Origin of the sequence: Streptomyces sp. CB02980, assembly GCF_014451325.2 — a bacterium.
GTDB lineage: Bacteria > Actinomycetota > Actinomycetes > Streptomycetales > Streptomycetaceae > Streptomyces.
The window spans coordinates 389,725-414,183 of the sequence record NZ_JACSCH020000005.1 but is presented as its reverse complement, the minus strand read 5'-3'; the positions used below and the strand labels follow the sequence as shown (position 1 = coordinate 414,183).

Below are 24,459 nucleotides of genomic sequence, written 5' to 3'. Positions count from 1 at the left end.
TCCTGGACCTCCATGCACCACGCCTCTGACGAAACGTCCCGCCCACCACGCCGCCGCGCCCTGGGCCGCGGCCCGGGCGACCCGGAGGGACCTGCGGCCGCGGGGGCGGTACGGGACGGCCACGGGGCGGCGGTGGGCGAGGCCATCGATGCCGCCGCGGACCGTGGGGCCGGGGTCGCCGCTCTGCCCGAGCCCGCGATCGCGCCTGGGTACGAGCCCGAGCCGGTGGCCGGGCTGGAGCCCGAGGCGGGGAGTGAGCGCGAGGCTCGGTCTGAGTGTGGGGCCGGGCTGCGGGCCGAACCCGGGCCCACAGCCGTGGCCCGGGCTCCGGCCCGACCCGAGGTCGAGCCCGAGATCGGGCTTCGGTCCGGATCCGAGCCCGAAGCCCGGCTTGCGACGGAAGTCGTGGCTGAGCCCGAGGGCGAGGCTGAGCCTGCTGTCGGGGCCGCGGCCGGCTCTGAGCCCGCGGTCGGGGTCGAGGGTGGGGACGGGCGGTTCACCGTGCGGCTGGCCAATTTCGAGGGGCCCTTCGATCTGCTGCTTCAGCTGATCACCAAGCACAAGCTCGACGTCACCGAGGTCGCCCTCTCCCAGGTCACCGATGAGTTCATGGCCCATCTGCGTGCCCTCGGGCCCGACGGGGATCTCGACCAGACCACCGAGTTCCTCGTCGTCGCCGCCACGCTGCTCGACCTCAAGGCCGCCCGGCTGCTGCCCGCCGCCGAGGTCGAGGACGAGGCCGACCTCGCGCTCCTGGAGGCCCGCGACCTGCTCTTCGCCCGGCTCCTCCAGTACCGCGCGTACAAGCGCGTCGCGGCGATCTTCGAGGAGCGCTGGGAGGCCGAGGGCCGTCGCCATCCCCGTACCGTCGGACTCGAACCGCACCACGCCGAGCTGCTCCCCGAGGTCGTCATCTCCATCGGCGCCGAGGGCTTCGCCAGGCTGGCCGTCAAGGCCATGCAGCCCAGGGCCGAGCCGCAGGTGTACGTCGACCACATCCACGCCCCGCTCGTCAGCGTCCGCGAGCAGGCCGCCGTGGTCGTCTCGCTGCTGCGGGAGCGCGGGACGGCGCTCTTCCGGGAGCTCATCGAGGACGTCGGCGACGACACCCTGACCGTCGTCGCCCGCTTCCTCGCCCTCCTGGAGCTCTACCGGGAGAAGGCCGTCGCCCTCGACCAGGAGACCGCCCTGGGGGATCTCACGGTCTCCTGGACCGGCGGGGAGACGGATCCCACGGCGGCCGTGACCGACGAGTTCGACCAGGAGACCACCGCATGAGCGACCTCAAGCCCTCTCTCGAAGCCGTCCTCATGGTCGTCGACGAGCCCGCCACCGAGGCGCATCTCGCCAAGGTCCTGGAGCGCACCCCCCGCGAGGTGGCCGACGCCCTGCGCGAGCTGGCCGACGAGTACACCGTCCAGGGCCGAGGCTTCGAGCTGCGCCAGGTGGCCGGAGGCTGGCGCTACTACACCCGCGCCGCCCACGCCGCGGCCGTCGAGGCCTTCGTTCTGGAGGGTCAGCAGGCCCGGCTCACCCAGGCGGCCCTGGAGACCCTCGCGGTCGTCGCGTACCGCCAGCCGGTCAGCCGTTCCCGGGTCTCCGCGGTCCGCGGAGTGAACTGCGACGGGGTGATGCGGACCCTCCTCCAGCGGGGTCTGGTGGAGGAGACGGGCGCGGAACCCGAAACAGGTGCGATCCTGTACAGGACGACGAACTACTTCCTGGAGCGGATGGGCCTGCGCGGCCTGGACGAGCTCCCCGAGCTCGCGCCCTTCCTCCCCGAGGCGGAGGCGGTCGAGCCGGACTCACTGGAAGGGGTCCCGTCGTTCGATCCGGATGCACCGGATCGTGAGGACGACGACGACAAGACGGAAGTTTGATGCGAAGCAGCAGCGGCAGGAACAGCAGCGGAAACAACGGCGGGAGCCGTGGTGGCAACAGCGGCGGCCGCGGCGGCAGCAGCGGTGGCGGCCGTGGTGGCAGCGGTGGCGGCGGTGGTTACCGCGGCGGCAGCGGCTCCGGCAGCAGCGGTGGCGGCGGTTACCAGGGTGGTGGCGGTGGCCGTGACGGTGGCCGTGGCGGCTCGGGTGGCGGCGGTTACCAGGGTGGTGGCGGTGGCCGTGACGGTGGCCGTGGCGGCTCGGGTGGCGGCGGTTACCAGGGTGGTGGCGGTGGCCGTGACGGTGGCCGTGGCGGCTCGGGTGGCGGCGGTTACCAGGGTGGTGGCGGTGGCCGTGACGGTGGCCGTGGCGGCTCCGTTGGCGGCGGTTACCAGGGTGGTGGCGGTGGCCGTGACGGTGGCCGTGGCGGCTCCGGTGGCGGTGGCTACCAGGGCGGTGGCGGTGGCGGCTACCAGGGCGGCGGCGGCCGTGACGGCCAGAAGAGCCCGAGCAACCCGCGCCGGCCTCGCCCCGAGGAGCGCTCCTACGACGTGAGCCCCCCCGCCGAGGCCCCGAAGAAGGGTCGCGGCTCCGCGGCCCGTGGCGGAGCCAAGGGCGGCCCCAAGGCGCCTCAGGGCATGCCGCCCCGTCGTGGCCCGCACGGCCAGCGCCAGGCCCCGGCCCGCTCGCGCGAACTCGAAGCCAAGATCGAGCAGCGCAACCGGGAGCGGTACGAGAACCGGCCGGAGATCAAGACCCCGAAGACCTTCCCGGGCGCCGAGCAGGAGGGCGAGCGGCTGCAGAAGGTCCTCGCCCGCGCCGGCATGGGTTCGCGACGCGCCTGCGAGGAGCTCATCGAGCAGGCCCGCGTCGAGGTCAACGGCGAGATCGTCCTGGAGCAGGGCAAGCGCGTCGACCCGGAGAAGGACGAGATCAAGGTGGACGGCCTGACCGTCGCCACCCAGTCGCACCTGTTCTTCGCGCTGAACAAGCCCGCCGGTGTCGTCTCCACCATGGAGGACCCGGACGGCCGCCAGTGCCTCGGCGACTACGTCAACAACCGTGAGACGCGTCTCTTCCACGTCGGCCGGCTCGACACGGAGACCGAGGGCATCATCCTGCTCACCAACCACGGTGAGCTGGCCCACCGCCTCACGCACCCGAAGTACGGCGTGAAGAAGACCTACCTGGCCGCCATCACCGGCCCGCTGCCCCGCGAGGTCGGCAAGCGGCTCAAGGACGGCATCCAGCTGGAGGACGGCTACGCCAAGGCCGACCACTTCCGCGTGGTCGAGCAGACCGGCAAGAACTACCTCGTCGAGGTCACGCTGCACGAGGGCCGCAAGCACATCGTGCGCCGCATGCTCGCCGAGGCGGGCTTCCCGGTCGAGAAGCTGGTCCGTACGGCCTTCGGTCCGATCGGTCTGGGCGACCAGAAGTCGGGCTGGCTGCGCCGGCTCACCAACACCGAGGTCGGCATGCTGATGAAGGAAGTCGGCATGTAAGGCCCCGAGGCCCGCAGGCCCCCGGCCTGCTCCACGCGAGAAGCCCGTGACCGTCCGTCGGTCGCGGGCTTCCGTGTTCCAGTGCGCCCGTAGAGCCCGGCGACGGCGGCGAACGCCGCCTTCGGTCGTGGAGGGCGAAGACGAAGACGAAGACGAAGACGAAGGCGAAGGCGCTGTCGCGTTCTCGGCGTTCCGCGACCGGCTTGCCCCGTCCCCCCGTCCCCCCGTCCCCCCCCGTCCCCCCCCGTCCCCCCCCCGTCCCCCCGTCCCCCGGTCCCCCCCCGTCCCCCCGTCCCCGCCTCCACGAGCGGTGCGGCCGGGCGGTCCGGCGCGAGCAGGTGCTCGTCGAGATCGTCGACGAGGTCCATCTGTCGCCGGTGCGGCAGCGCGGGGCGACGGCGGGCAGAGGCCGCCGGCCCGCCCCCGGCGCTCCCCGGGTTTCGGGCTTGTGGCCGACGGCCGCCGACCTTTATAGTCAACATGACTCTTAAGGAGGCGGGCGTGAGCCTCGCAAGCATTCTCGAACCGCTGCAGCAGCCGCTCTTCACGATCCTGGACACCCCGGTCAGCTGGACCGAGGTCCTGGGATTCGGCAGCGGGGCGCTCTGCGTCTGGCTCGTCGCCCGTCAGCACCTCGCGAACTGGCCCATCGGCATCGCCAACAACCTGTTCTTCGTCCTGCTCTTCACGCAGGCCGGGTTGTACGCGGACGCCGGCCTCCAGATCGTCTTCATCACCCTCGCCGTGTACGGCTGGTGGACCTGGACCCACGGGGGTGGACCAGGCTCCGACGTCCTCCCGGTGCGCCGCACCACGCGCACCGAATGGACGTGGCTGCTCACGGCGGGGGTGGTGGGGACCCTCGCCCTCACCCTGCTGCTCGACCGCGCCACCGACTCGACCGTCCCCTTCTGGGACGCCCTGACGACCGCGCTCTCCCTCATGGCGACCTACGGCCAGTGCCGCAAGCGCCTGGAGTCCTGGTGGCTGTGGATCGCCGCCGACGTGGTCTACGTACCGCTGTACGCGTACAAGGAGCTGTACCTGACCTCCCTGCTCTACGTCGGGTTCATGATCCTCTGCGTCCTCGGCCTGCGCGGCTGGACCAAGGACCTCGCCGCACGCCGCGCCCTCCAGGTGGAGGCGGTGGCATGAGGCGCTACGGACACGGCCTGGTCCTCGGCAAGTTCTATCCGCCGCACGCCGGCCACCACCATCTCGTCGACACGGCCCTCGACCGCTGCGAGCGCCTCACCGTCCTCGTCTGCGCCTCCTCCGTAGAGAGCATCTCCCTGGAGGACCGGGTCGCCTGGATGCGCGAGGTCCACCCCGGCGCCCTCGTCGTCGGAGCCGTCGACGACATCCCCGTCGACCTCCACGACCCCGACGTCTGGGACGCCCACATGGCCGTCTTCCGGGCCGCCGTGCCCGAGCAGGTCGACGCCGTCTTCACCTCGGAGCCGTACGGGGAGGAGCTCGCCCGCCGCTTCGGCGCCGAGTCCGTCTGCGTCGACCCCGGGCGCGACCGCTTCCCCGTCTCCGGCACCGCCGTCCGTGCGGACCCGGCCGGCTGCTGGGACTTCCTGGAGCCGCCCGTACGCTCCGCGCTCACCCGGCGCGTCGTCGTCCTCGGCGCCGAGTCCACCGGCACCACCACCATGGCCCTCGCCCTCGCCGACCACTACCGGCGACGCGGCGGCGTCTGGGCCAGGACCCGGTACGTACCGGAGTATGGGCGCGAGTACAGCGAACTCAAACTCGCCGAACTCCGCGCCGAACGCCCCGGCGCCACATGGGCCGACGTCGCCTTCCACTCCTCCGACTTCCCCGTCATCGCCCAGCGCCAGGCCGAACTGGAGGAGGAGGCGGCCCGCGACGGCTCACCCGTCCTCTTCTGCGACACCGACGCCTTCGCCACCACCATCTGGCACGAGCGCTACATGGGCACCACCAGCCCCGCCACCGGCGAGATCGCCGCCCACGGCCGGCAGCACCTCTGGCTGCTCACCGACCACCGGGGCGTCGACTTCGAGGACGACGGCCTCCGCGACGGCGAGCACCTGCGGCCCTGGATGACCGCACGGTTCCTCACCCAGCTCGCCCACAGCGGACGCCGCACAGCCGTCCTCAGCGGCCCGCACGAGGAACGCCTCGCGGCCGCGGTCGCCGCCGTCGACGGACTGATCGACGAGGGCTGGGACCTCGCCGACCCCCTTCCGGAGCGCCGATGACCGCCCACCGGGTGCCGGACGGAGGACCGGGGAGCACACCCGGGGCCGGGCCGGCGGGCGTGCCCGAGGGCTACGACCCGTACGCCTTCGAGCCGTTCGCCGTCACCGTCGACCTCGCCGTCCTCACCCTCCGCGAGGAGCGCCTCCACGTCCTGCTCGTCGAGCGCGGCCAGGAGCCGTACGCCGGACACTGGGCCCTCCCCGGCGGCTTCGTCCTGCCCCGCGAGTCCGCCGAGCGGGCCGCCCGCCGCGAACTCGCCGAGGAGACCGGGCTCTCCGAGGCCACCGCCGCCGGACTCCACCTCGAACAGCTCCGCACCTACAGCGAGCCGGACCGCGACCCGAGGATGCGGGTCGTCTCCGTCGCCTTCGCCGCGCTCGTGCCCGACGCACCCGAACCGCGCGGCGGCGGAGACGCGGCGCAGGCCCGGTGGATGCCGTACGGGACGCACGGGCCGCTCGCCTTCGACCACGACCGCATCCTCGCCGACGCCCACGAACGGGTCGGCGCCAAGCTGGAGTACACCTGCCTCGCGACCGCCTTCTGCCCGCCCGAGTTCACCCTCGGCGAGCTGCGGCAGGTCTACGAGACGGTCTGGGGCGTCGAGCTCGACCGCCCCAACTTCCGGCGCAAGGTCCTCGCCACGCCCGGCTTCGTCCAGGCCGTGGAAGGACCGCCGCGCCTCACCGGCGGACGGGGGAAACCGGCCGCTCTCTACCGGGCGGGCGAGGCCACCACCCTCCATCCGCCCCTCCTGCGACCGGAAGGACGATCCACGTGAACCCGACCCGCACCGCGACGAGGCAGGCCGCGACCGGCTCCCTGATCGGGCTGGCCCTCGGCGACGCCCTGGGCTTCCCGACCGAGTTCAAGGACGTGCCGTCGATCCTGGCCTCGTTCGGGCCCTGGCGGGAGATGCCGCTGCCCGTCCGGAACGGCAAGGCGTACGTCACCGACGACACCCAGATGGCCCTCGCCTTCGCCCGGGGGATCCGCACCGCGATGGACCGCGGCGTGCTCGCCCCGCTGCGCCTCGCCAGGCCCGTACGGGACGAGTTCGTCGACTGGTACCACTCGCCCGAGAACAACCGCGCCCCCGGCAACACCTGCCTGCGCGCCTGTGAGCTCCTCGACGGCGACCGGCTCTGGCAGGACGCCAGCCAGCTCGGCTCCAAGGGCTGCGGCGCCAACATGCGGGTCACGCCCATCGGGCTCGTCCCCGGGCTCAGCGAGGAGCAGCGGGCGGGCGCCGCCCAGCTCCAGGCGGCCCTGACCCACGGTCACCCCACCGCGCTCGCCGCCTCCGACCTCACCGCCCGCGCCGTGTACCTCCTCGCCCAGGGCGTCGACCCGGCCGGACTCGTCGGACAGCTCCGCTCGTACGCGTACGAGAACCGCTCCCGCTACCACGAGCACTGGCTCGGCGACCTCTGGACCCGCTCCCAGGACCCCTCCGCCCGGCACTTCGTCGAGCGCGGCTGGGACGAGTGCCTGGCCGTACTGGAGCGCCTCGACGCCGTCCAGCGCACGGCCGACCCGGAGCTCGACCCCTGTACGTACACGGGAGACGGCTGGATCGCCGAAGAGGCCCTCGCGACCGGGCTCCTCAGCTTCCTCCTCTTCCCCGAAGAGCCCCTCACCGTGCTGCGCCGGGCCGCCTGCACCCGGGGCGACTCCGACTCGATCGCCGCCCTCGCGGGCGCCTTCGCCGGCGCCCACCTCGGCGCGGACGCCTGGCCCAAGGAGTGGGAGGAGCGCGTCGAGTACCGGAGCGACCTCCTGACCTTCGGCGCGCTCTGGGACGCTTGACCGATGACGCTCTCCCTCGAGTCGGCCCTGGACGCCGACCTCGCCGCCGTCGTGGCCGAACAGCCCGACCCCCTGCTCTTCGCGACCGTCTCCGGCGCGCACCTGTACGGGTTCCCGTCCCGCGACTCGGACGTGGACCTGCGCGGCGCGCACCTGCTGCCGCTGGACGCGCTGGTGGGGCTGCGCGAGCCCGAGGAGACCCGCAGCCGGATGTGGGACCGGGACGGGGTCGAGATGGACCTGGTCACGCACGACCTGCGGAAGTTCGCCCGGCTGATGCTGCGCCGCAACGGCTACGTCCTGGAGCAGCTCACCTCCCCGCTCGTCGCGCACACCACGGAGACCCACGCGGAGCTGGTCTCGCTCGTGCCCGAGGTGCTCACCTCCCACCACGCCCACCACTACCGGGGCTTCGCCGGCACGCAGTGGCGGCTCTTCGAGCGCAGCGGTGAGCTCAAGCCGCTGCTCTACACCTACCGGGCGCTGCTCACCGGCATCCATCTGATGCGGGCGGGCGAGGTGCAGGCCCATCTGCCGACCCTGGTCGAGGAGGTCGCCGAGGCGCCCGCCCGGCTGCCCGACCTCGTCGCGGCGAAGGCGGCGGCGGAGCACGGTCTCGCGGAGGTGACGGTCGAGGACGTGCGGGCGGAGACGGAGGCCCTGCACGGGGTCCTGGACGAGGCACAGGCCGCGTCCGGGCTGCGGGAGGCGTCGGTACGCGCCCACGACCTGCTGCACGATCTGGTCGTACGGGCGCGGTCGACGACCCCGTAGAGCCTGCGGGGACCCGGGCCGGACAGGCCGGACGGCGCCGGACCGGGGACCGGACGGGACAGGACCGGGGACCGGACGGGACAGGAGCGGACCGGGGACCGGGCCGGGTCCTAGAGCGCGTCCGGCACCGAGGCGTGGCGCGCGCGGATCAGGAAGTCCTGCACGCGCGCGTGGTCCGGTGTCGCCGGGAGCGGGGTCGCGTCCAGGGCGCGGTCGGCCTCTTCCTGGAGCCGGTTCATCCAGGACTCGACCTCGGGCCAGGTCACCTCGCCGCGCTTGACCGAGAGGAGGCGCTCGCGCTCCTCGCCGACGTCGATCCGCAGCTCGCCCGAGCGCAGCAGGTCCCGGCAGCTGGTCAGCAGCCGCAGCAGGTGCATGGCGTGCTTCCAGCGCGGGTGGCCGTACTGGCGCACGTCCGCGTCGAGCTTGCGGCGCTGCCCGCCCGCGTAACGGACGAAGGTCTGATGGGCCTGCCGGGAGAGGAAGGCGCCGCGCAGCGAGAGCAGTTCGCGGCCGAGGTCGTCGACGTACTCGACCACGGGGGAGTGGAGGCACTCCAGGACGTTCGGGTTGTTGCGCAGGGCCAGCTCGCAGAAGCGTTCCAGCTCCCAGCTGAACTGCTCCTCGCCCGGCCCCTCCACATGCGCGGGGGGCTTGTCGAAGTGCCAGAACAACGGCGTCGGGGCGAGGTACACGCCCCGGACGTCCGTGTCACTGCCCTCGGTCGCGAGACCGAAGGCGCGCGAGCCCATCACACAGGAGTAGATCGTGTGGTCGCGCACCAGCTCGTCCGGAGTCATGCCGGTCAGGCTACGGCAGGGCTATGACAGGGCTATGTCAGGGTGATCGAGTCTCCCGAGACGGTGATCTGCTCGGCCGGCAGCGGGCGGGGAGCCGGTCCCGCCACCACCGCGGCGTCGGTGATGCGGTACTTGGATCCGTGACAGGGGCAGTCGATGGTGCCGTCCGCGACCTTGTTCACCAGACAGCCCTGGTGGGTGCAGACGGCCGAGAACGCCTTGAACTCCCCGGCCGTGGGCTGGGTGACGACCACCTTCTCCTTGTCGAAGACCGTGCCGCCGCCGACCGGGATGTCGGAGGTCTTGGCCAGGGCCTGGCCGGTGGGGGACGCGGGGCCGCTCGGAGCCGTGCTGGTCGTGCCCGTGGCGGGGGGGCTCGGGGGGGCCGGGACGATCGTGCCGGGCGGGCTGGGGGTGGCCGGGGCACTGGTGGTCGTACCGCCGTCGCCTCCGTCGTCCGAGCCGCAGCCCGCCGTCAGGGCCGCGGCCGAGGCGAACAGGACGGTACGGCGGTTCGTCGCGCGTGAAGTCATACGGCCCAGCTTGGCGCCGCGCCGCCGCCGGGGCCCGCAACACGCCTACGCCCGGGGGGTCAGCTCCCTCGCACGGCCGTCCGTGTCCCGCCGTACCTCCAGGACCGAGGTCACCGCGTCCCGCTCGATCGGCCCGTACACATGCGGGAAGAGCGTCCCTCCCGAGCCCTCCCAGCGGACCTCCCCGGCCAGCCGCTCCTCGTCGATCACCAGCACCAGGAGCGGGCCCGGCACGTCCCGGTAGCGGGCGTCGGCGATCACGAGGGCCGCGGCCTCGTCCGGCGAGCAGTGGACGAAGCCCTCGGCGGCGAGGGACGCCGGGGCGTACGGGGCATCGGGGGCGGCGGACCAGTCGGCCAGCGGTACGACGTGCAGCAACATGTCGACAGTTCTACCCTGCGGATCTTCCGGGCGAGGCCTGTACCCCGAGTGGCGGAGCATCCCGGTTCGGGTGACATTGGGCCTGTTCCGAACCGGACGAAAGGCAGGGCCATGGCGGGAAACGACCTCGGCAGTCTCCTCGGGAGCCTCCTCGGAGGCGCCGGCGGACAGAGCGGCGGCAGCGGTGCCGGCGGCATCCTCGGCTCCCTGATCGGCGCGCTCGCAGGCGGCCAGGGCGGGGGCGGCACGGGCGGATCGGGCGGTGCGTCGAACCCGCTCGGCGGACTCCTCGACATGCTCACCAAGTCGGGACTCACCGACCAGACCCGGTCCTGGGTCGGCACCGGTGAGAACCAGTCCGTCAGCGGCGCCCAGATCGCCGAGGCCCTCCCGGACGAGACCCTGCAGAAGGTCGCCCAGGACGCCGGCGTCAGCCCGCAGGAGGCCGCCGACCAGATCGCGCAGTCGCTGCCGCAGGCCGTCGACAAGCTGACGCCGACCGGCTCGATGCCCCAGGGCTCCCTCGAGGACATCATCCGCGAGCAGAGGCTCTGACCGGACTCCCGGCCCTCCGGGGCGCCGAAGGCTCTCGCGGGCGCCCGTCCTCCGTCTCGGAGGGCGGGCGCCCCGGCACGCCCTCCGGCCCCTGACTAGGCTGAACGGAGCACTGACGCAGGCGAAGGAGCACGACGTGGCGGTACGAGCGGTCCGAGGAGCGGTCCAGCTGGAGCGGGACGAGGCCGGACACATGAGCGAGCAGGTCGAAGAGCTGCTCACCGCCGTCCTCGAACGCAACGGACTCGACGCCGACGACCTCATCAGCATCTGGTTCACGGCCACCCCCGACCTCCACAGCGACTTCCCCGCCGCCGCGGCCCGCCGCATCGGCATCGTCGACGTCCCCCTGATCTGCGCGCAGGAACTCGACATCGAGGGCGCGATGCCGAGGGTCGTCCGGCTCCTCGCCCACGTCGAGACCGACCTTCCCAAGTCCCGGATCGCGCACGTCTACCTCGGCGCCGCGGCCGCTCTGCGCAAGGACATCGCCCAGTGAGAACAGCGCTCGTCATCGGCACCGGACTGATCGGCACCTCCGCCGCGATCGCCCTCGCGGGCCGGGGCGTCACCGTCCATCTGCGCGACCACGACCCGGCGCGCGCCAGCACGGCCGCCGCGCTGGGCGCCGGCACCGACGAGGCGCCCGAGGGACCCGTCGACCTCGTCATCGTCGCCGTACCCCCGGCGCACGTGGCCGCCACCCTCGCCGAGGCCATGACCGCCGGGCTCGGGCGCGGCTACCTCGACGTGGCGAGCGTCAAGGGCGGCCCCAAGCGGGAGCTGGAGGCCCTGGGCCTCGACCTCACCGCGTACATCGGTACGCACCCCATGTCCGGCAAGGAGCGCTCGGGCCCGCTCGCCGCGACCGCCGACCTCTTCGAGGGACGCCCCTGGGTGCTCACCCCGACCCGGGACACCGACACCGAGGTCCTCAACCTCGCCCTGGAACTCGTCGCGCTGTGCCGGGCCGTCCCCGTCGTCATGGACGCCGACGCCCACGACCGCGCGGTCGCCCTGGTGTCCCACACCCCGCAGCTGGTGTCGTCGATGGTCGCCGCGCGCCTGGAGGAGGCCGACGAGTCGGCCGTACGCCTCTGCGGACAGGGCATCCGCGACGTCACCCGCATCGCGGCCTCGGACCCGCGCATGTGGGTCGAGATCCTCTCCGCGAACCCGGGCCCCGTGGCCGACGTCCTCTCGGGCGTCGCCGCCGACCTCGACGAGACCGTCCGCGCGCTGCGCTCCCTGCAGTCCGCCGACGAGGACAAGCGCCGGGACGGAGCCTCGGGCGTCGAGGACGTGCTGCGCCGCGGCAACGCCGGCCGCTCCCGCGTCCCCGGCAAGCACGGCGCTGCACCCACGGTGTACGAGACGGTCGCCGTCCTCATCAGCGACCAGCCGGGCGAGCTGGCCCGGATCTTCGCCGACGCGGGTCGGGCGGGGGTCAACATCGAGGACGTCCGCATCGAGCACGCGACGGGGCAGCAGGCGGGTCTGGTCCAGCTGATGGTGGAACCTTCGGCGGCGCCGGGGCTGGGGGCCGCGCTGCAGGAACGCGGCTGGTCCCTCCGGACAGGCTGACGCGCCTCGGCCCGCGCTCGCCCCTCGCAGCGCGGGCCGCAACGAGGGGGGCCGGGGCCACGGGGTGAAGGGCCACGACCGGTGGGGCGGGCGGGGGCCTGTGTGGGTGGGGCCGGGTGGGGGTCGGGGACTCGGTAACCTTGTGGAGGTCCCCCGCATCCCGCCGGGCCCGCCACTCACCCCCAGGAAGGTGTTCCCACCGTGGAATCCGTGATCGTCGCCATCGACGGGCCCTCCGGCACGGGCAAGTCCAGCACCTCGAAGGCGGTCGCCGCCAAGCTGGGTCTGAGCTACCTCGACACCGGCGCCCAGTACCGGGCGATCACCTGGTGGATGATCATCAACGGTGTGGACGTCCACGACGCAGAGGCCGTCGCCAACGCCGCCGCCAAGCCGGTCATCGTCTCCGGCACCGACCCGGCGCGGCCCACCATCACCGTCGACGGCGCCGACGCCGCCGGCCCCATCCGTACCGAAGAGGTCACCTCCAAGGTCAGCGCCGTCAGCGCCGTCCCCGAGGTGCGGAGCCTGATCACGGAGCTCCAGCGGTCCATCGCCCGCAGCGCCGAGCACGGCATCGTCGTCGAGGGCCGGGACATCGGCACCACCGTCCTGCCCGACGCCGACCTGAAGATCTTCCTCACCGCCTCGCCCGAGGCCCGCGCCGCCCGCCGCTCCGGCGAGCTCAAGGGCGTCGACGTACAGGCGACGAAGGAGGCCCTGGTCAAGCGGGACGCGGCCGACTCCAGCCGTAAGACCTCGCCGCTCGCCAAGGCCGACGACGCCGTCGAGGTCGACACCACCGAGCTCACGCTCGACCAGGTCATCGAGTGCGTCGTCACCCTGGTGGACGAGAAGAGGACGGCCGCCAAGTGACCGTGCCCTCCGAGAAGGGCGCCGCCGTCGGCCGACGCATCGGCATCGGACTGATGTACGGCTTCTGGAAGCCGCGCGTCCTCGGCGCCTGGAAGGTGCCGGCCTCCGGCCCCGCCATCCTCGCCGTCAACCACGCGCACAACATCGACGGCCCCATGCTCATGGGCACCGCACCGCGCCCCGTGCACTTCCTCATCAAGAAGGAGGCGTTCGTCGGCCCGCTCGGCAGCTTCCTCGAGGGCATCGGGCAGCTCAAGGTGGACCGCGACAGCACCGACCGCACGGCGATAGGCAACGCCCTGGGCGTCCTGGAGCAGGGCGGCATCCTCGGGATCTTCCCCGAGGGCACCAGGGGCGACGGCGACTTCGCCTCGCTCCGCTCGGGCCTGGCGTACTTCGCCGTCCGCAGCGGCGCGCCGATCGTCCCGGTGGCCGTCCTGGGAAGCACCGAGCGCCGCGGACGGTTGGTCAAGGCACTGCCTCCGCTGCGCAGCCGCGTCGACGTCGTCTTCGGTGACGCCTTCGACGCGGGTGACGGCTCCGGCCGCCGTACGCGCAAGGCGCTCGACGAGGCCACCGTAAGGATCCAGGGGAAGCTCACCGACCACCTGGAAAACGCCAGGCGCCTCACCGGGCGCTGAGCGAGACTTTCAGTAGTGGGCCCCGCGGCCCGGGGACCCACCGACCACGAATGATCAAGGAACGGACTTCATGAACGACCAGCACGACCACGGGGCACTTGGCGACGCCGAGTACGCGGAGTTCATGGAGCTCGCCTCCGAAGAAGGCTTCGACGTCGAAGAGGTCGAGGGCGCGATCGAGGAGGCGGGCCACGGCCCCCTCCCCGTCCTCGCCGTCGTCGGCCGGCCGAACGTCGGCAAGTCGACCCTGGTGAACCGCATCATCGGCCGCCGTGAGGCCGTCGTCGAGGACAAGCCGGGCGTCACCCGCGACCGCGTCACCTACGAGGCCGAATGGGCCGGGCGCCGCTTCAAGATCGTCGACACCGGCGGCTGGGAGCAGGACGTCCTCGGCATCGACGCCTCCGTCGCCGCCCAGGCCGAGTTCGCCATCGAGGCCGCCGACGCCTGTCTCTTCGTCGTGGACGCCACCGTCGGCGCCACCGACACCGACGAGGCCGTCGTCCGGCTGCTGCGCCGCGCCGGCAAGCCGGTCGTCCTCGCCGCCAACAAGGTCGACGGACAGTCCGGCGAGGCCGACGCCTCCATGCTCTGGTCCCTGGGCCTCGGCGAGCCGTTCCCCGTCTCGTCGCTGCACGGCCGCGGCACCGGCGACCTCCTCGACGAGGTCCTGAAGAAGCTGCCCGAGGCCCCCGAGCAGCGCTTCGGCAACGCCGTCGGCGGCCCGCGCCGCATCGCCCTCATCGGCCGCCCGAACGTCGGCAAGTCCTCGCTGCTCAACAAGGTGGCGAACGAGGACCGCGTCGTCGTCAACGAGCTGGCCGGCACCACCCGCGACCCGGTCGACGAGCTGATCGAGCTCGGCGGCGTGACGTGGAAGTTCGTCGACACCGCCGGTATCCGCAAGAAGGTCCACCTCCAGGAGGGCGCGGACTACTACGCCTCCCTGCGGACGGCCGCCGCCGTCGAGAAGGCCGAGGTGGCCGTCATCCTGATCGACACCACCGACAACATCTCGGTCCAGGACCAGCGCATCATCACGATGGCGGTCGAGTCGGGCCGCGCCATCGTCATCGCCTACAACAAGTGGGACGAGCTCGACGAGGAGCGCCGCTACTACCTCGAGCGCGAGATCGAGACCGAGATGCAGCAGGTCTCCTGGGCGCCCCGCGTCAACGTCTCCGCCAAGACCGGCCGCCACATGGAGAAGCTGGTCCCGGCCATCGAGACCGCCCTCGCCGGCTGGGAGACCCGTGTCCCCACCGGCCGGCTCAACGCCTTCCTCGGTGAGATCGTCGCGGCCCACCCGCACCCGATCCGCGGCGGCAAGCAGCCCCGCATCCTCTTCGGCACGCAGGCGGGCACCAAGCCGCCCCGCTTCGTGCTCTTCGCCTCCGGCTTCCTCGAGGCCGGCTACCGCCGCTTCATCGAGCGCCGCCTCCGCGAGGAGTTCGGCTTCGAGGGCACCCCGATCCACATCTCGGTGCGGGTGCGCGAGAAGCGCGGCCGCAAGAAGTAGTCCACCCGTGCGGGTCATGGACTGAGGACACGGCGGAGGGCCGGGGCGATCGCGCCCCGGCCCTCCGCCGTTCCCCCGGTGTGCCGTGTGCCCTAGAGGCCCCTGCGGGGCCCGGGTGGCAGGGCCGCCTGGGTGTGGGTGTGCGTCGGCGGGTACGAGGTCGACCACGCCGTCGGATACGCCGACGCGTACCGGTGGCCCTGCCCGTGCCCGTACATGCCCGTGCTCACCGTCGTACCGAACGCCCGGAACGTCAGCTCCTCCTCGCCGCTGCGGTCACCCGGCAGCGTGCGGAACGACCTGCGGTACTCCGAGTACAGGGCGTCGTAGATCGGCGTGGGCGAGGCCCCCGCCGTGACGTCCTGCGCAGGGCGCATCGAAGGGATCTGACTCGGATACGGCTGGAGGAAGGGGTCGTATGCGTGCACGTAGGTGCCAACGACCCCGCCGCCCGTCGGATGCGGGCGGCTCTCCGAAAGGAGCGCACGTCGGGGACGCGGCACGGTCGGGGCCGCCGGACCGGCGGAGCCCGTCGGCCCCGCCGGTACGCCATGGACCCGCGCCCACCCTATGCCCGGCCTGCCGTCCTCCATCAGGTACCGGCCAGCGGCATCGCGGCGGCGACCAGACGCCCGTTCGCCGCGGCCTTCTCCAATGCGTCGCGCAGCAGGTCCTCGCGCGGCTGCTGGCCGATCGAGCCGACCGGGGCGGCGAAGACCAGCACCGTGTGCGACTTGTTGGCCGCCGCACGCCAGCCCTCGGTGACCTGGAGCGGCTGGTGCGCCTGCCACCAGGCGGCCTGCCCGGCGCCGCCGGGGCCCGGCTGGAGGACGGAGTGCAGCTGGCCCATGGCGACCAGGACCGACCAGCCCGGCAGCGCCGCCGGCTTCTCGTCGAGGTTCATGACCTGGTGGAAGCCCTGGTCGGCCAGGAGCGGCAGGAACTCGTCGGTGAGACCGTCCGAACCCGGACGGGCCACCGGCGCGGTCGGCTCCACGACGAGGGCCGGGTGCAGCTCGCCCTGGATCAGGACGAGACCGCTGGTGACGCCGAGCACGGCCTGCTCGGGGTGGGCGGCGGACAGCGCGTCGGCGGTGTCCGAGGCGGTGATGGAGGCGACGGCGCCCTGGAGCTGCTCCTCGGCGACCCGGACGACCTGCGACGGAATGCAGCTGGCGTGGGCGAACGCGAGGACCGCGGTCTCGTCGCCGACGAACAGCACCGTGCTGGTGCGCTCCTGCTCGGAGTCCCCCTGCGTGCGGCAGGAGGTGCAGTCGTAGCTGCCCGGGGCGTTGTCGCCGGCGAGCAGCCGGTCCGCTTCTTCGTCGCCGATCTCGGCGCGTACGTCCTCGCTGACGTCGAGCATGCGCGGCACGGGGGGCTCCCTGGACTCGGTACGGGGGGACGCCGGGCCGTTCCCGGTCGTCTCATGCCGAGTTCAACGGGTCAGGCTCGGCCGGGGTCACGCGTGGAAGCGAGGCAACTTGCCACCGGCTCGTGCGGAAGCGGGTGGGCGGGGCTCCGAGGAGGCCCGGAACGCGGGTGACTCCGACCGGGTGGGGTGTGAACAGTGTTCCGCGCGGCACGGGCCGGGGGCGGCGGGGCGCTGCCTAGCCTGCCCCGATGTCGAAGATCCGATTTTGGACGACGGGTTCGCTCGTGGCGGCGTCCGCCGCCGCGCTGCTGGCCCTGGCCCCGGCACCCGCCCTGGCCCGGGACGTGCCGGCCGGGCCCAGGAACACGTCCACCGTGCTCCGGGACGTGGCCGACGGGCTTCGGGCGGCCGCCGCCGTGCCCGCCTACGCCTGCGCCAAGGACCAGTGGCCGTGGGGCTGTGTCGCCGCATGCGAGAGCAGCGGGGACTGGCACATCAACACCGGGAACGGCTTCTACGGCGGGCTCCAGTTCTGGCACCCGACCTGGGTCGAGCACGGCGGACTGCGGTACGCGCCGCGCGCCGACCTGGCGACCCGCCCCCAGCAGATCGCCGTTGCGGAGGAGGTGCTCCGCACCCAGGGATGGGAGGCCTGGCCGGTCTGCTCCAAGCGGTACGGGCTGAGCGGGCGCGCCCACACAGTCCAGCCCGGCGACACCCTCAGCTCCATCGCCCGCCGCTTCGGGATCAGCGGCGGCTGGAAGGCGCTGTACGCGGCGAACCGGAGCCTCGTCGGGCCCGATCCGAACCGGGTCGTCGTCGGGACGATGCTGCGGATCGACCCGCTGTGACGGGTCTCGGGGCGGTCACCCGAGCTCGGCCGGCTCCCCGCTGAACGCGAGGGAGCCGCGCCGCAGCTCGTGCACGAGGGTCCCGGGCGGCAGCCCGTCCGGGACCCGCTGCTCCGCCAGGACCACGGCGGCGCCGCCCTCCACGGCGAGTGCGACCAGCGCTCGGTACGTACGGGCGGCGACCGGCGGGGCCAGGCCGAGCGACGGCTCGTCGACCAGCACCACGCGCGCGTGGAGAGGGAGAAGGGCTCGGGAGAGGGCCAGCATGCGGCGCTCGCCGCCGGAGAGGGTCCCGGCGGTGCGGTCCAGGAGCGGGACGAGCTCGGGGTACGGGGGCCGGGCCCCGGGCCTCGTGAGCGCGAGGTTCTCGGCGACGGTGAGAGCCGCGTACACCGCCTGCAGGTCCGGTACGAAGCACAGCCCGCGGCGGGCCCGCTCATGCGCCGGGAGGCGGGTCACGTCGGCGCCCCGCCACAGGACCCGGCCGGCGGAGAGCCGCACCGTGCCGGCGAGGGCGCGCAGGGCCGTCGTCCGTCCGGAGCCGTTACGGCCCAGGAGGACGGTGACCGTGCCGGCGGGGACGGGCAGGTCCAGGCCGTGCAGGGCCTCCAGGGGGCCGTAGCGGACCCGGGCGGTGCGCAGGGCGATCTCGACGCTCATGGGGCGGTGCTCATTTCTCGACGCTCATGACACGATCCGGCCGCCTTCCATGGTGTGCACGGTGTGGGCGATGCCCGCGACGAGATCCGGGTCGTGTTCGACGACCAGGACGGTCAGGCCGTCCGCGGCCAGCGCGGTGAGGACCCGGGCGAGCGCGGCCGTCTCGGCGGCGTCGAGACCGGCGGCGGGCTCGTCGAGGAGCAGGGTGTGGGGCTGCCCCGCGAGCGCGCGGGCCAGCTCGACCCGGCGCAGGGTCCCGGTGGGCAGGTCCGCCGCCGTGGAGTGCCGTACGGATCCGGCGAGGCCGAGGAGACGGAGGCTCCGCTCGACCGCGGCGGGGTCCTTTCGGACGTGGCCCTGCTCCTCGCCGAGGCGGACGTTCTCCTCGACGGTGAGGGACGGGAAGACGGCGAGGCGCTGGAAGGTCCGGGCGATGCCGAGGCGGGTGCGGGCGTGGGCGGAGCGGTGGGTGATGTCGGTGCCGTCGAGGGTGATCCGGCCCTCGCGGGGGCGGAGGGTGCCGGCGAGACAGTCGAAGAGGGTGCTCTTTCCGGCGCCGTTGGGGCCGACGAGGGCGGTGATGCGGGAGGGGGCGAGGTCGAGGGTGACGCGGTCGAGGGCGGTGACCCCTCCGGGGTGGGTGAGGGTGAGGTCGTGGGCGTGGAGGCGGGGGACCGGGGCGGGTGTGGCGGATGCGGGTGCCCTGGCGGCCGCGGTCCGGTGGGGGTGCGTCCGGCCTTCGGCCGGACCGGGGTTCCCACCCGCACCATCCCTGCGGCTGATCGAGAGAAGTGCCGGCCTTCCCGTGGGGGGCTGCGCGCCGTCGGCGGCTTTCGGTGAGCGGGTCTCCTGCGGGAGCACCTTCGTCAGCGGCGGGATTCTGGCCGTCAGGGTGGCGAGGAGGCCCAGGGCCAGTGCCGCCGTGCCCGCGTACGCGCCCGCGTCCAGGGTCGTGAGGAGGGCCGCAGCCGCCAGCGGGGTCAGAAGGCTGTCCGCGCCCAGCACCAGGACCGCGGCGAACCACAGCAGGCCGCGGACCGGGTCGTACGCCTCCGGGTCGAAGGCGCGCAGGCCCATGCCGAGCAGGCCGCCGCCCAGGGCCGCCAGGGCCGCGCCCAGGACGAACGCGAGGAGCTTCAGGCCGGGGACCGCGACGCCCGCCGCCTCCGCGCCCGGCTCGTGGTCCCGCAGCGCCGCGAGCGCCCGGCCCGTGCGGCCCCGGCGGAGCGCCGCCACGAGGGCCAGGCAGCCCGCGAGGACGAGGAGTTCGAGGGCGTAGAAGGCGCGGTCGTCGGAGAAGCCCGCCGGGCGGCCGAGGGAAAGGCCGGCCGTCGCGTACGGCTGGGTCAGGACGAAGCGGCTCACCGCCACGCCCGTCGCCAGCGTCACGAGCGCCAGCGCCAGGCCGCGCCGGCGGATCGCCGGCCAGCCCGTGAGCAGGCCCACCGCCCCGACCAGCGGCACCGCCAGGCCGAGGGCCAGGAGGCCCGGTACCCCGCGTGCCGTGAGCAGCGCCGTGAACAGGGCGCCCAGGCCCGCGTACGCCGCCTGCCCGAGCGCGATCTGGCCGCCCCGCCCCGCCACCACGACCAGGGACAGCAGGATCACCGCGAGCGCCGGGACCTGGATCGCCGTGTGCAGGTCCGAGCCCGCGAAGCCCAGCGGGAGCAGGAACAGCACGCCCACGACGAGCCACACGCCCCCCGGCACCCGTCCCGAGCGCACCGGCGGCGGCAGGGCGTCCCGGCCCTCGCCGCCGATTCCCGGCAGGACGAGTGCGGCGACCAGGAGCGCCACCACGAACAGGTTCGCCCCGACGGCCTGGACCAGCGGTCCCGCCCATCCTTCCGGGTGCAGCCGGGTGAGCTGGGCCTGGGCGACGCCGATGGCGAGCGCGGCCAGTACCGCGACCGGCAGGGACCGCATCCGGGCGATGACGGCGACCGCGATCACCTCGACGACGAGCAGCGGCATGCCGTACGGGTCGAGCCGTACGTACGGGGCGAGGAGCACCCCGGTGAGGCCGGCGGTGAACGAGCCGAAGGCCCAGCCGGCCGCCGCGACCCGGTCCGCGTCGATCCCGGAGAGCACGGCGAGCGGCCGGTTGTCGATCACGGCCCGCAGCTCCCGGCCGAACCGGGTCCACCGGGTCACCGCCCCCACCAGGCAGGCCAGCGCGACCACCGCGCCGAGCTGGGCCCAGGGGTCGTCGCCGAGGAGCACGGGCACGTCGTCGCGCGCCCCCGGGCCCCACACCAGCACCGCCGCGCCCACGAGCAGCACGAAGACGCCGATGGAGGCCACCAGGGACTGTGCCGGGTTCGCCTCCCGCCGGGCGAGCGGCCGGAACACCCCGAGGTCCAGGACGAGTCCGATGCCGGGGGCGACGACGAGAAGGGTGACGAGGGCGCCCGCCGGCAGCGGCCAGCCCCAGACGACCACCAGCTGACGGAGCACGTACGCACAGATCATGGCCACCGCGCCGTGCGCCAGGTTCAGGACGCCGGTCGCCCGGTAGGTGACGATCAGTCCGATCCCGGTGAGCGCGGCGGCGCTGCCGACCGCGAGGCCGGCGAGCGTCAACTCGTAGGTCAGGGAGGCCATCAGGGCGGCCACGGCTCACATACCGGGCAGGGGGCCAGGGCCGCGTCCCCCACCTCCGTCGCCTCCGGCTTGCCCGCGATCAGCGGGCAGTCCGGGCGGTGCGCGAGCGTCCCGCCCGGGACGCGGAGCGGCGGGCCGTCGGAGGAGGGCGGCGGAGTCTCCTCCGCCGCGGGGCCGTCCTCCGCCATGGGGCCGTCCACCGCCGCGGATCCGTCTGCCGCGGTCTCCCGTCCCCGCGGTTCCGGAGGGCGTACGGGAAGCGCGTACGCCGCCACCACGAGGATCGCGCCCGCGACGATCAGGGCCGCGCCCGGCACCGTGCACGAGGCCAGATAGGGCAGCTGCCGCTCCGCGAACCGCTCGCCGGAGATCCCGTACCAGCCGAGCACACACAGCACGGCGCCCCCGGCGGCCGCCACGAGACCGCTCCACAGAACGATCCGGGATGTCGGCACGGCGACCTCCCTCGTCTCGTCCTCACGCTATGCCCTGATCTTGCACTATGCCCCGATACGTCCCACCCTGGAAGCATCGGACCGTACGGCCCGGAGGGACACCCGGTGGTGAGCCAGATGGTTTTCGCACGACTCGGCCGACGCCCCCGGCTCGCCGCCCTCGCGGCCACCGCCGTCCTGGCGCTCACCCCCGTCGTCGCGGGCTGTTCCGACGACGGTGCCGGCGGCGGGGAGGGCCGCTACGACGACACCGAGACCTCCACCGCGACCTCCGCGCCCACCGGGGCCGGCGAACCCGACGACCCCGCCGCCGCCAAGGCGGAGATCACCAGGAACTGGACGGCGTTCTTCGACCCCAGGACCCCCGCCGCCGAGCGGGTGAAGCTCCTGGAGAACGGGGAGCAGATGCAGGAGGTCCTCGGCGCCTTCGGCGGTGACAAGAACGCCGCCATGACCTCGGCGAAGGTCACCGGCGTCGAGTTCACCTCCGCCACCGAGGCCAACGTGACGTACGACCTGCTGGTCGGCGGAGCCCCCGCACTGTCCGGCTCGCAGGGCACGTCCGTCCTCCAGAACGACACCTGGAAGGTCACCGTGAAGACGCTGTGCGGCCTGGTCCAGCTGAGCGGTGTCACCGTTCCGGGCTGCTGAGGCGGGAGCGGCGCTGCTCCTGGCCCTGCTGCTCCTTCTCCTCACGGCCTGCGGCAGCCGGCTCCCGGAGCGCGCCTTCGAGACGCGGCCCACCGCCAACCCCTCCGGCGGTGAGCCGCTCCGCGTCGGGATCATCACCAGCGTCACCAGTCCCGTCGGCGGACAGACCTTCACGGGCACGCGCGACGGAGCCCGCGCCTACTTCGACGCCCTCAACGCGCGCGGTGGCCTGGACGGGCGCCGGATCGAGGTCGAGACCTGCGACGACGGCGGCAGCGGTGTCGGCAACAACGCGTGCGTGCACCGGCTGATCGACGAGCGCGGGGTCTTCGCCCTGGTCGCCACCACCGCCCTCGACTACGCGGGCGCGCCCCTCGTCTCCCGCGCCGGGGTGCCCGACATCGGCGGCCAGCCGCTCACTCCCGCGTACGACACCTACCCGCATCTGTACGGGATCTACGGCAGCTCCGCCCCGCGCACCGGGAGGGAGCCCGGCTGGGGCGGGGTCCTGTACGGCGGGACCGAGGTCTACCGCTGGTTCAAGAACGAGAAGGGGGCACGGACCGCCGCCGTGGTCTCCTACAACCAGCCCGCGTCCGCCGCGTACGGCCGGCTGGTCACCCGGGGGCTGCGCGCCGAGGGCTACCGGGTCGTCGAGGAACAGGTGGACTTCGCCCTGCCCAACTTCCGCGCGGTCGCCGCCGATCTGCGGGCCCAGCACGCCGACGTCCTCTTCGACGCCATGGACACCCACGGCAACGTGCGCCTGTGCGAGGCGATGGAGACCCTGGGAGTACGGGTCGCCGCCAAGGTCACCAACGTGCAGAACTGGTCCTCGACCGTCGCCCGCGACTACGCCCGCGCGCCCGGCTGCCGGGACGCCCTGTGGGTGACCGGCGCGAGCCGCAACCACCAGGACACCGGACATCCGGCGGTCCGCGAGTTCCGGGCGGCGATGGGGGACCGGCCGCTGTCGCAGTGGCAGCTGGAGGGATGGGCGGCGGCGATGTGGTTCACCGACGCGGCCCGCTCCTGCCTCGCCGGGCCCGGAGACGACGGCGGGGAGAGCGGTGGCGCCGACGGGGAGAGCGGCGCCGGCGGCGAAGGGAGGGGCGGCGCCGGCAGGGGGCTCACCCGCGCGTGCGTGGAGGCGTTCATGAACCGCCCGGAGGCGTACACCGCACGGGGGTTGTTGCTCCCCGTCCGCTACGAGCACCTCGCGCGACCGCCGGCGACCCGGAACACCTGTCTGTCCGTGGCCCGTTGGCAGGACGCCCGGGGCTGGGTGAGCCAGGGGGAGATGACGGAGAACTGCGCGACCGTGCCCCAGCTCGGCTACCGTCCCTGACCCTCCCCGGCTACAGGCCGTGAACGGTCCTCCTTCACCGGCAGTACAGTCGGGGGACCGATCAACTGACCGGGGGGAACCGGCAGCGCGATGCGTATCTCCTTTCTGCTCCACAACGGCTACCACTACGGCGGCACGATCCGGACGACGTTCACCCTCGCCGAGGAACTGGCGAGACGTCATGAGGTCGAGATCGTCTCGGTGTTCCGCCACCGCGACCGTCCACTCCTCGGCCTGCCCTCCGGGGTGACCCTGCGCCACCTCGTCGACCTGCGCAAGGACAGCCCCGGATACGACGGCGAGCACCCCGACTTCCACCGGCCCGCCGAGGTCTTCCCGCGCGGCGACGGACGCTGGAAGCAGTACAGCGCGCTCACCGACGCCCGGATCGGGGAGCACCTGCGCGGCGTCGAGGCGGACGTCCTCGTCGGCACCCGACCCGGGCTCAACGTGCAGCTCGTCCGACAGGCCCGGCGGGGGCCGGTCCTCGTCGGACAGGAGCACCTGATCTTCGACGGCCACCCCTTCCGGCTGCGCCGGGACATCGGCCACGAGTACGCGCTCCTCGACGCCGTCACCACCGTCACCGAGGCGGACGCCCGCGCCTACCGGAAGCTCGGGCTGCCCGGCGTACGCGTCGAGTCCGTGCCCAACAGCGTGCCCGCGCCCCCGGGGCCGCCCGCCGACCCCGCGGCGAAGACCGTCGTCGCGGCGGGCCGGCTCACCGGCGTCAAGCGGTACGACCTGCTGATCGACGCCTTCGCCGAGGTGGCCGCCGACCACCCCGAGTGGAGGCTGCGGATCTACGGCAGCGGCGACGCCGTCCAGGACCTCAAGGGGCCGCTGACCCGGCAGATCAAGGACCGGGGCCTCGGCGAGCAGGTCTTCCTGATGGGTTCGGCCACCCCGCTGGAGCCGGAGCTGGCCAAGGGCTCGATCGCCGCGGTGACCTCGCAGCGCGAGTCCTTCGGCATGACCATCGTCGAGGCGATGCGCTGCGGACTTCCGGTGGTCTCCACCGACTGCCCGCACGGGCCGGGCGAGATCATCGAGGACGGGGTCGACGGGTTCCTGGTGCCGGTCGACGACGTGGCGGCGTTCGCGCGGGCGCTGCGCCGGCTCGTCGAGGACGACGAGCTGCGGGCCAAGACGGCACGGGCGGCGCTCGACGCCTCCGAGCGGTTCGACCCGGTCCGGATCACCGCCCGGCACGAGGCGCTGTGGACGGAGCTCGTCGAGCGGGGCGCGAGCCTGCGCACCCACCCGCAGGGCCGGGTGACGTGGCACGCCGGGACCGGTCGGGTGATCGACGCGGTCTACGCCCTGAAGGCGCGGGTCGGCAGGCTCGTCCGCCGCTTCCGCTGACCGACGGGCACCTCTCGGGCCGCGGTTCATCGAGGACAGAAGTCGTCCGCGAGGGCTGGCA

At 73.5% G+C, this 24,459-nt stretch carries 26 protein-coding genes; 18 read left to right on the top strand and 8 right to left on the bottom strand.

Annotated features, from left to right (window positions below):
* Nucleotides 1-12 precede the first annotated feature (12 nt).
* The 8 genes from E0F75_RS14390 to E0F75_RS14355 all read left to right on the top strand — a co-directional run bounded on the left by E0F75_RS14390 (nucleotide 13) and on the right by E0F75_RS14355 (nucleotide 8,200).
* Complete coding sequence (locus E0F75_RS14390) at nucleotides 13-1,278, top strand: segregation/condensation protein A (RefSeq protein WP_187622895.1); 1,266 nt, start codon at nucleotides 13-15, stop codon at nucleotides 1,276-1,278.
* Nucleotides 1,275-1,880 carry an SMC-Scp complex subunit ScpB gene (gene scpB / locus E0F75_RS14385; RefSeq protein ID WP_055599421.1) on the top strand — a complete coding sequence of 202 codons (606 nt, stop codon included), beginning with the start codon at nucleotides 1,275-1,277 and terminating at the stop codon, nucleotides 1,878-1,880. Before E0F75_RS14390 ends, scpB begins: the two co-directional genes overlap by 4 nt.
* Nucleotides 1,880-3,385: a pseudouridine synthase gene (locus E0F75_RS14380; protein WP_187622894.1), complete on the top strand. Its 1,506-nt coding sequence runs from the start codon at nucleotides 1,880-1,882 to the stop codon at nucleotides 3,383-3,385. The genes scpB and E0F75_RS14380 overlap by 1 nt, the downstream gene beginning before the upstream one ends.
* A gap of 501 nt (nucleotides 3,386-3,886) precedes the next feature.
* Nucleotides 3,887-4,540, top strand: a complete 654-nt coding sequence (gene pnuC / locus E0F75_RS14375; protein WP_187622893.1) for a nicotinamide riboside transporter PnuC — start codon at nucleotides 3,887-3,889, stop codon at nucleotides 4,538-4,540.
* Complete coding sequence (locus E0F75_RS14370) at nucleotides 4,537-5,616, top strand: AAA family ATPase (RefSeq protein WP_187622892.1); 1,080 nt, start codon at nucleotides 4,537-4,539, stop codon at nucleotides 5,614-5,616. Before pnuC ends, E0F75_RS14370 begins: the two co-directional genes overlap by 4 nt.
* A complete protein-coding gene (locus E0F75_RS14365; RefSeq protein ID WP_194480748.1) occupies nucleotides 5,613-6,398 on the top strand; it encodes an NUDIX domain-containing protein in 786 nt (261 codons plus the stop codon). Before E0F75_RS14370 ends, E0F75_RS14365 begins: the two co-directional genes overlap by 4 nt.
* Nucleotides 6,395-7,426 carry an ADP-ribosylglycohydrolase family protein gene (locus tag E0F75_RS14360; RefSeq protein ID WP_187622891.1) on the top strand — a complete coding sequence of 344 codons (1,032 nt, stop codon included), beginning with the start codon at nucleotides 6,395-6,397 and terminating at the stop codon, nucleotides 7,424-7,426. The genes E0F75_RS14365 and E0F75_RS14360 overlap by 4 nt, the downstream gene beginning before the upstream one ends.
* Nucleotides 7,427-7,429: 3 nt before the next feature.
* Nucleotides 7,430-8,200: a DNA polymerase beta superfamily protein gene (locus E0F75_RS14355; protein WP_187622890.1), complete on the top strand. Its 771-nt coding sequence runs from the start codon at nucleotides 7,430-7,432 to the stop codon at nucleotides 8,198-8,200.
* A 110-nt stretch (nucleotides 8,201-8,310) separates the two neighbouring features.
* Here the strand turns inward: E0F75_RS14355 and E0F75_RS14350 are convergent, their stop codons facing one another.
* From E0F75_RS14350 to E0F75_RS14340, 3 genes are read right to left on the bottom strand one after another with little or no spacing between them, the layout of a single operon-like run.
* Nucleotides 8,311-9,000: a DNA polymerase beta superfamily protein gene (locus E0F75_RS14350; protein ID WP_187622889.1), complete on the bottom strand. Its 690-nt coding sequence runs from the start codon at nucleotides 8,998-9,000 to the stop codon at nucleotides 8,311-8,313.
* Nucleotides 9,001-9,032: 32 nt separating this feature from the next.
* Nucleotides 9,033-9,533, bottom strand: a complete 501-nt coding sequence (locus E0F75_RS14345; RefSeq protein ID WP_187622888.1) for a Rieske (2Fe-2S) protein — start codon at nucleotides 9,531-9,533, stop codon at nucleotides 9,033-9,035.
* Nucleotides 9,534-9,578: 45 nt separating this feature from the next.
* A complete protein-coding gene (locus E0F75_RS14340; protein WP_187622887.1) occupies nucleotides 9,579-9,914 on the bottom strand; it encodes a DUF952 domain-containing protein in 336 nt (111 codons plus the stop codon).
* 111 nt (nucleotides 9,915-10,025) lie between these two features.
* On the opposite strand from E0F75_RS14340, the gene E0F75_RS14335 reads away from it, so the two are divergent.
* The 6 genes from E0F75_RS14335 (at nucleotide 10,026) to der (ending at nucleotide 15,089) form a co-directional block, all read left to right on the top strand.
* Complete coding sequence (locus E0F75_RS14335) at nucleotides 10,026-10,469, top strand: YidB family protein (RefSeq protein ID WP_187622886.1); 444 nt, start codon at nucleotides 10,026-10,028, stop codon at nucleotides 10,467-10,469.
* A gap of 136 nt (nucleotides 10,470-10,605) precedes the next feature.
* Nucleotides 10,606-10,968 (top strand): chorismate mutase, encoded by a 363-nt coding sequence (gene aroH / locus E0F75_RS14330; protein ID WP_187622885.1) that lies wholly within the window; start codon nucleotides 10,606-10,608, stop codon nucleotides 10,966-10,968.
* Entirely contained in the window at nucleotides 10,965-12,053 is a 1,089-nt protein-coding gene (locus E0F75_RS14325) for a prephenate dehydrogenase (protein ID WP_187622884.1), read from the top strand. Before aroH ends, E0F75_RS14325 begins: the two co-directional genes overlap by 4 nt.
* A 201-nt stretch (nucleotides 12,054-12,254) precedes the next feature.
* Entirely contained in the window at nucleotides 12,255-12,929 is a 675-nt protein-coding gene (gene cmk, locus E0F75_RS14320) for a (d)CMP kinase (protein WP_229312675.1), read from the top strand.
* The gene (locus E0F75_RS14315) at nucleotides 12,926-13,570 is read left to right on the top strand and encodes a 1-acyl-sn-glycerol-3-phosphate acyltransferase (protein ID WP_187622883.1); all 645 of its coding nucleotides are present in this window, start codon (nucleotides 12,926-12,928) and stop codon (nucleotides 13,568-13,570) included. The genes cmk and E0F75_RS14315 overlap by 4 nt, the downstream gene beginning before the upstream one ends.
* A gap of 70 nt (nucleotides 13,571-13,640) precedes the next feature.
* Nucleotides 13,641-15,089 (top strand): ribosome biogenesis GTPase Der, encoded by a 1,449-nt coding sequence (der, locus tag E0F75_RS14310; protein ID WP_187622882.1) that lies wholly within the window; start codon nucleotides 13,641-13,643, stop codon nucleotides 15,087-15,089.
* Nucleotides 15,090-15,181: 92 nt separating this feature from the next.
* On the opposite strand, the gene E0F75_RS14305 is transcribed toward der, so the two are convergent.
* Entirely contained in the window at nucleotides 15,182-15,466 is a 285-nt protein-coding gene (locus tag E0F75_RS14305; protein ID WP_194480747.1) for a hypothetical protein, read from the bottom strand.
* A gap of 215 nt (nucleotides 15,467-15,681) precedes the next feature.
* A complete protein-coding gene (locus tag E0F75_RS14300) occupies nucleotides 15,682-16,464 on the bottom strand; it encodes a hypothetical protein (protein ID WP_187622880.1) in 783 nt (260 codons plus the stop codon).
* 248 nt (nucleotides 16,465-16,712) lie between these two features.
* Between E0F75_RS14300 and E0F75_RS14295 the strand changes: the two genes are divergently transcribed.
* Complete coding sequence (locus tag E0F75_RS14295) at nucleotides 16,713-17,315, top strand: transglycosylase family protein (protein ID WP_229312674.1); 603 nt, start codon at nucleotides 16,713-16,715, stop codon at nucleotides 17,313-17,315.
* A gap of 15 nt (nucleotides 17,316-17,330) precedes the next feature.
* On the opposite strand, the gene E0F75_RS14290 is transcribed toward E0F75_RS14295, so the two are convergent.
* Genes E0F75_RS14290 through E0F75_RS14280 form a run of 3 tightly spaced genes read right to left on the bottom strand, consistent with a single transcriptional unit; the run spans nucleotide 17,331 to nucleotide 21,034 of the window.
* A complete protein-coding gene (locus tag E0F75_RS14290; protein ID WP_187622879.1) occupies nucleotides 17,331-17,975 on the bottom strand; it encodes an ATP-binding cassette domain-containing protein in 645 nt (214 codons plus the stop codon).
* Nucleotides 17,976-17,999: 24 nt separating this feature from the next.
* Nucleotides 18,000-20,579 carry an ATP-binding cassette domain-containing protein gene (locus E0F75_RS14285; protein WP_187622941.1) on the bottom strand — a complete coding sequence of 860 codons (2,580 nt, stop codon included), beginning with the start codon at nucleotides 20,577-20,579 and terminating at the stop codon, nucleotides 18,000-18,002.
* Nucleotides 20,579-21,034, bottom strand: a complete 456-nt coding sequence (locus E0F75_RS14280) for a hypothetical protein (protein WP_187622878.1) — start codon at nucleotides 21,032-21,034, stop codon at nucleotides 20,579-20,581. The genes E0F75_RS14285 and E0F75_RS14280 overlap by 1 nt, the downstream gene beginning before the upstream one ends.
* A 117-nt stretch (nucleotides 21,035-21,151) precedes the next feature.
* Between E0F75_RS14280 and E0F75_RS14275 the strand changes: the two genes are divergently transcribed.
* The 3 genes from E0F75_RS14275 (at nucleotide 21,152) to E0F75_RS14265 (ending at nucleotide 24,398) form a co-directional block, all read left to right on the top strand.
* Nucleotides 21,152-21,685, top strand: coding sequence for a hypothetical protein (locus tag E0F75_RS14275; RefSeq protein WP_194480746.1), 534 nt, complete (start codon nucleotides 21,152-21,154; stop codon nucleotides 21,683-21,685).
* Entirely contained in the window at nucleotides 21,663-23,033 is a 1,371-nt protein-coding gene (locus E0F75_RS14270; RefSeq protein ID WP_187622876.1) for an ABC transporter substrate-binding protein, read from the top strand. Before E0F75_RS14275 ends, E0F75_RS14270 begins: the two co-directional genes overlap by 23 nt.
* A gap of 90 nt (nucleotides 23,034-23,123) precedes the next feature.
* Nucleotides 23,124-24,398: a glycosyltransferase family 4 protein gene (locus E0F75_RS14265; protein WP_187622875.1), complete on the top strand. Its 1,275-nt coding sequence runs from the start codon at nucleotides 23,124-23,126 to the stop codon at nucleotides 24,396-24,398.
* Nucleotides 24,399-24,459: the final 61 nt, after the last annotated feature.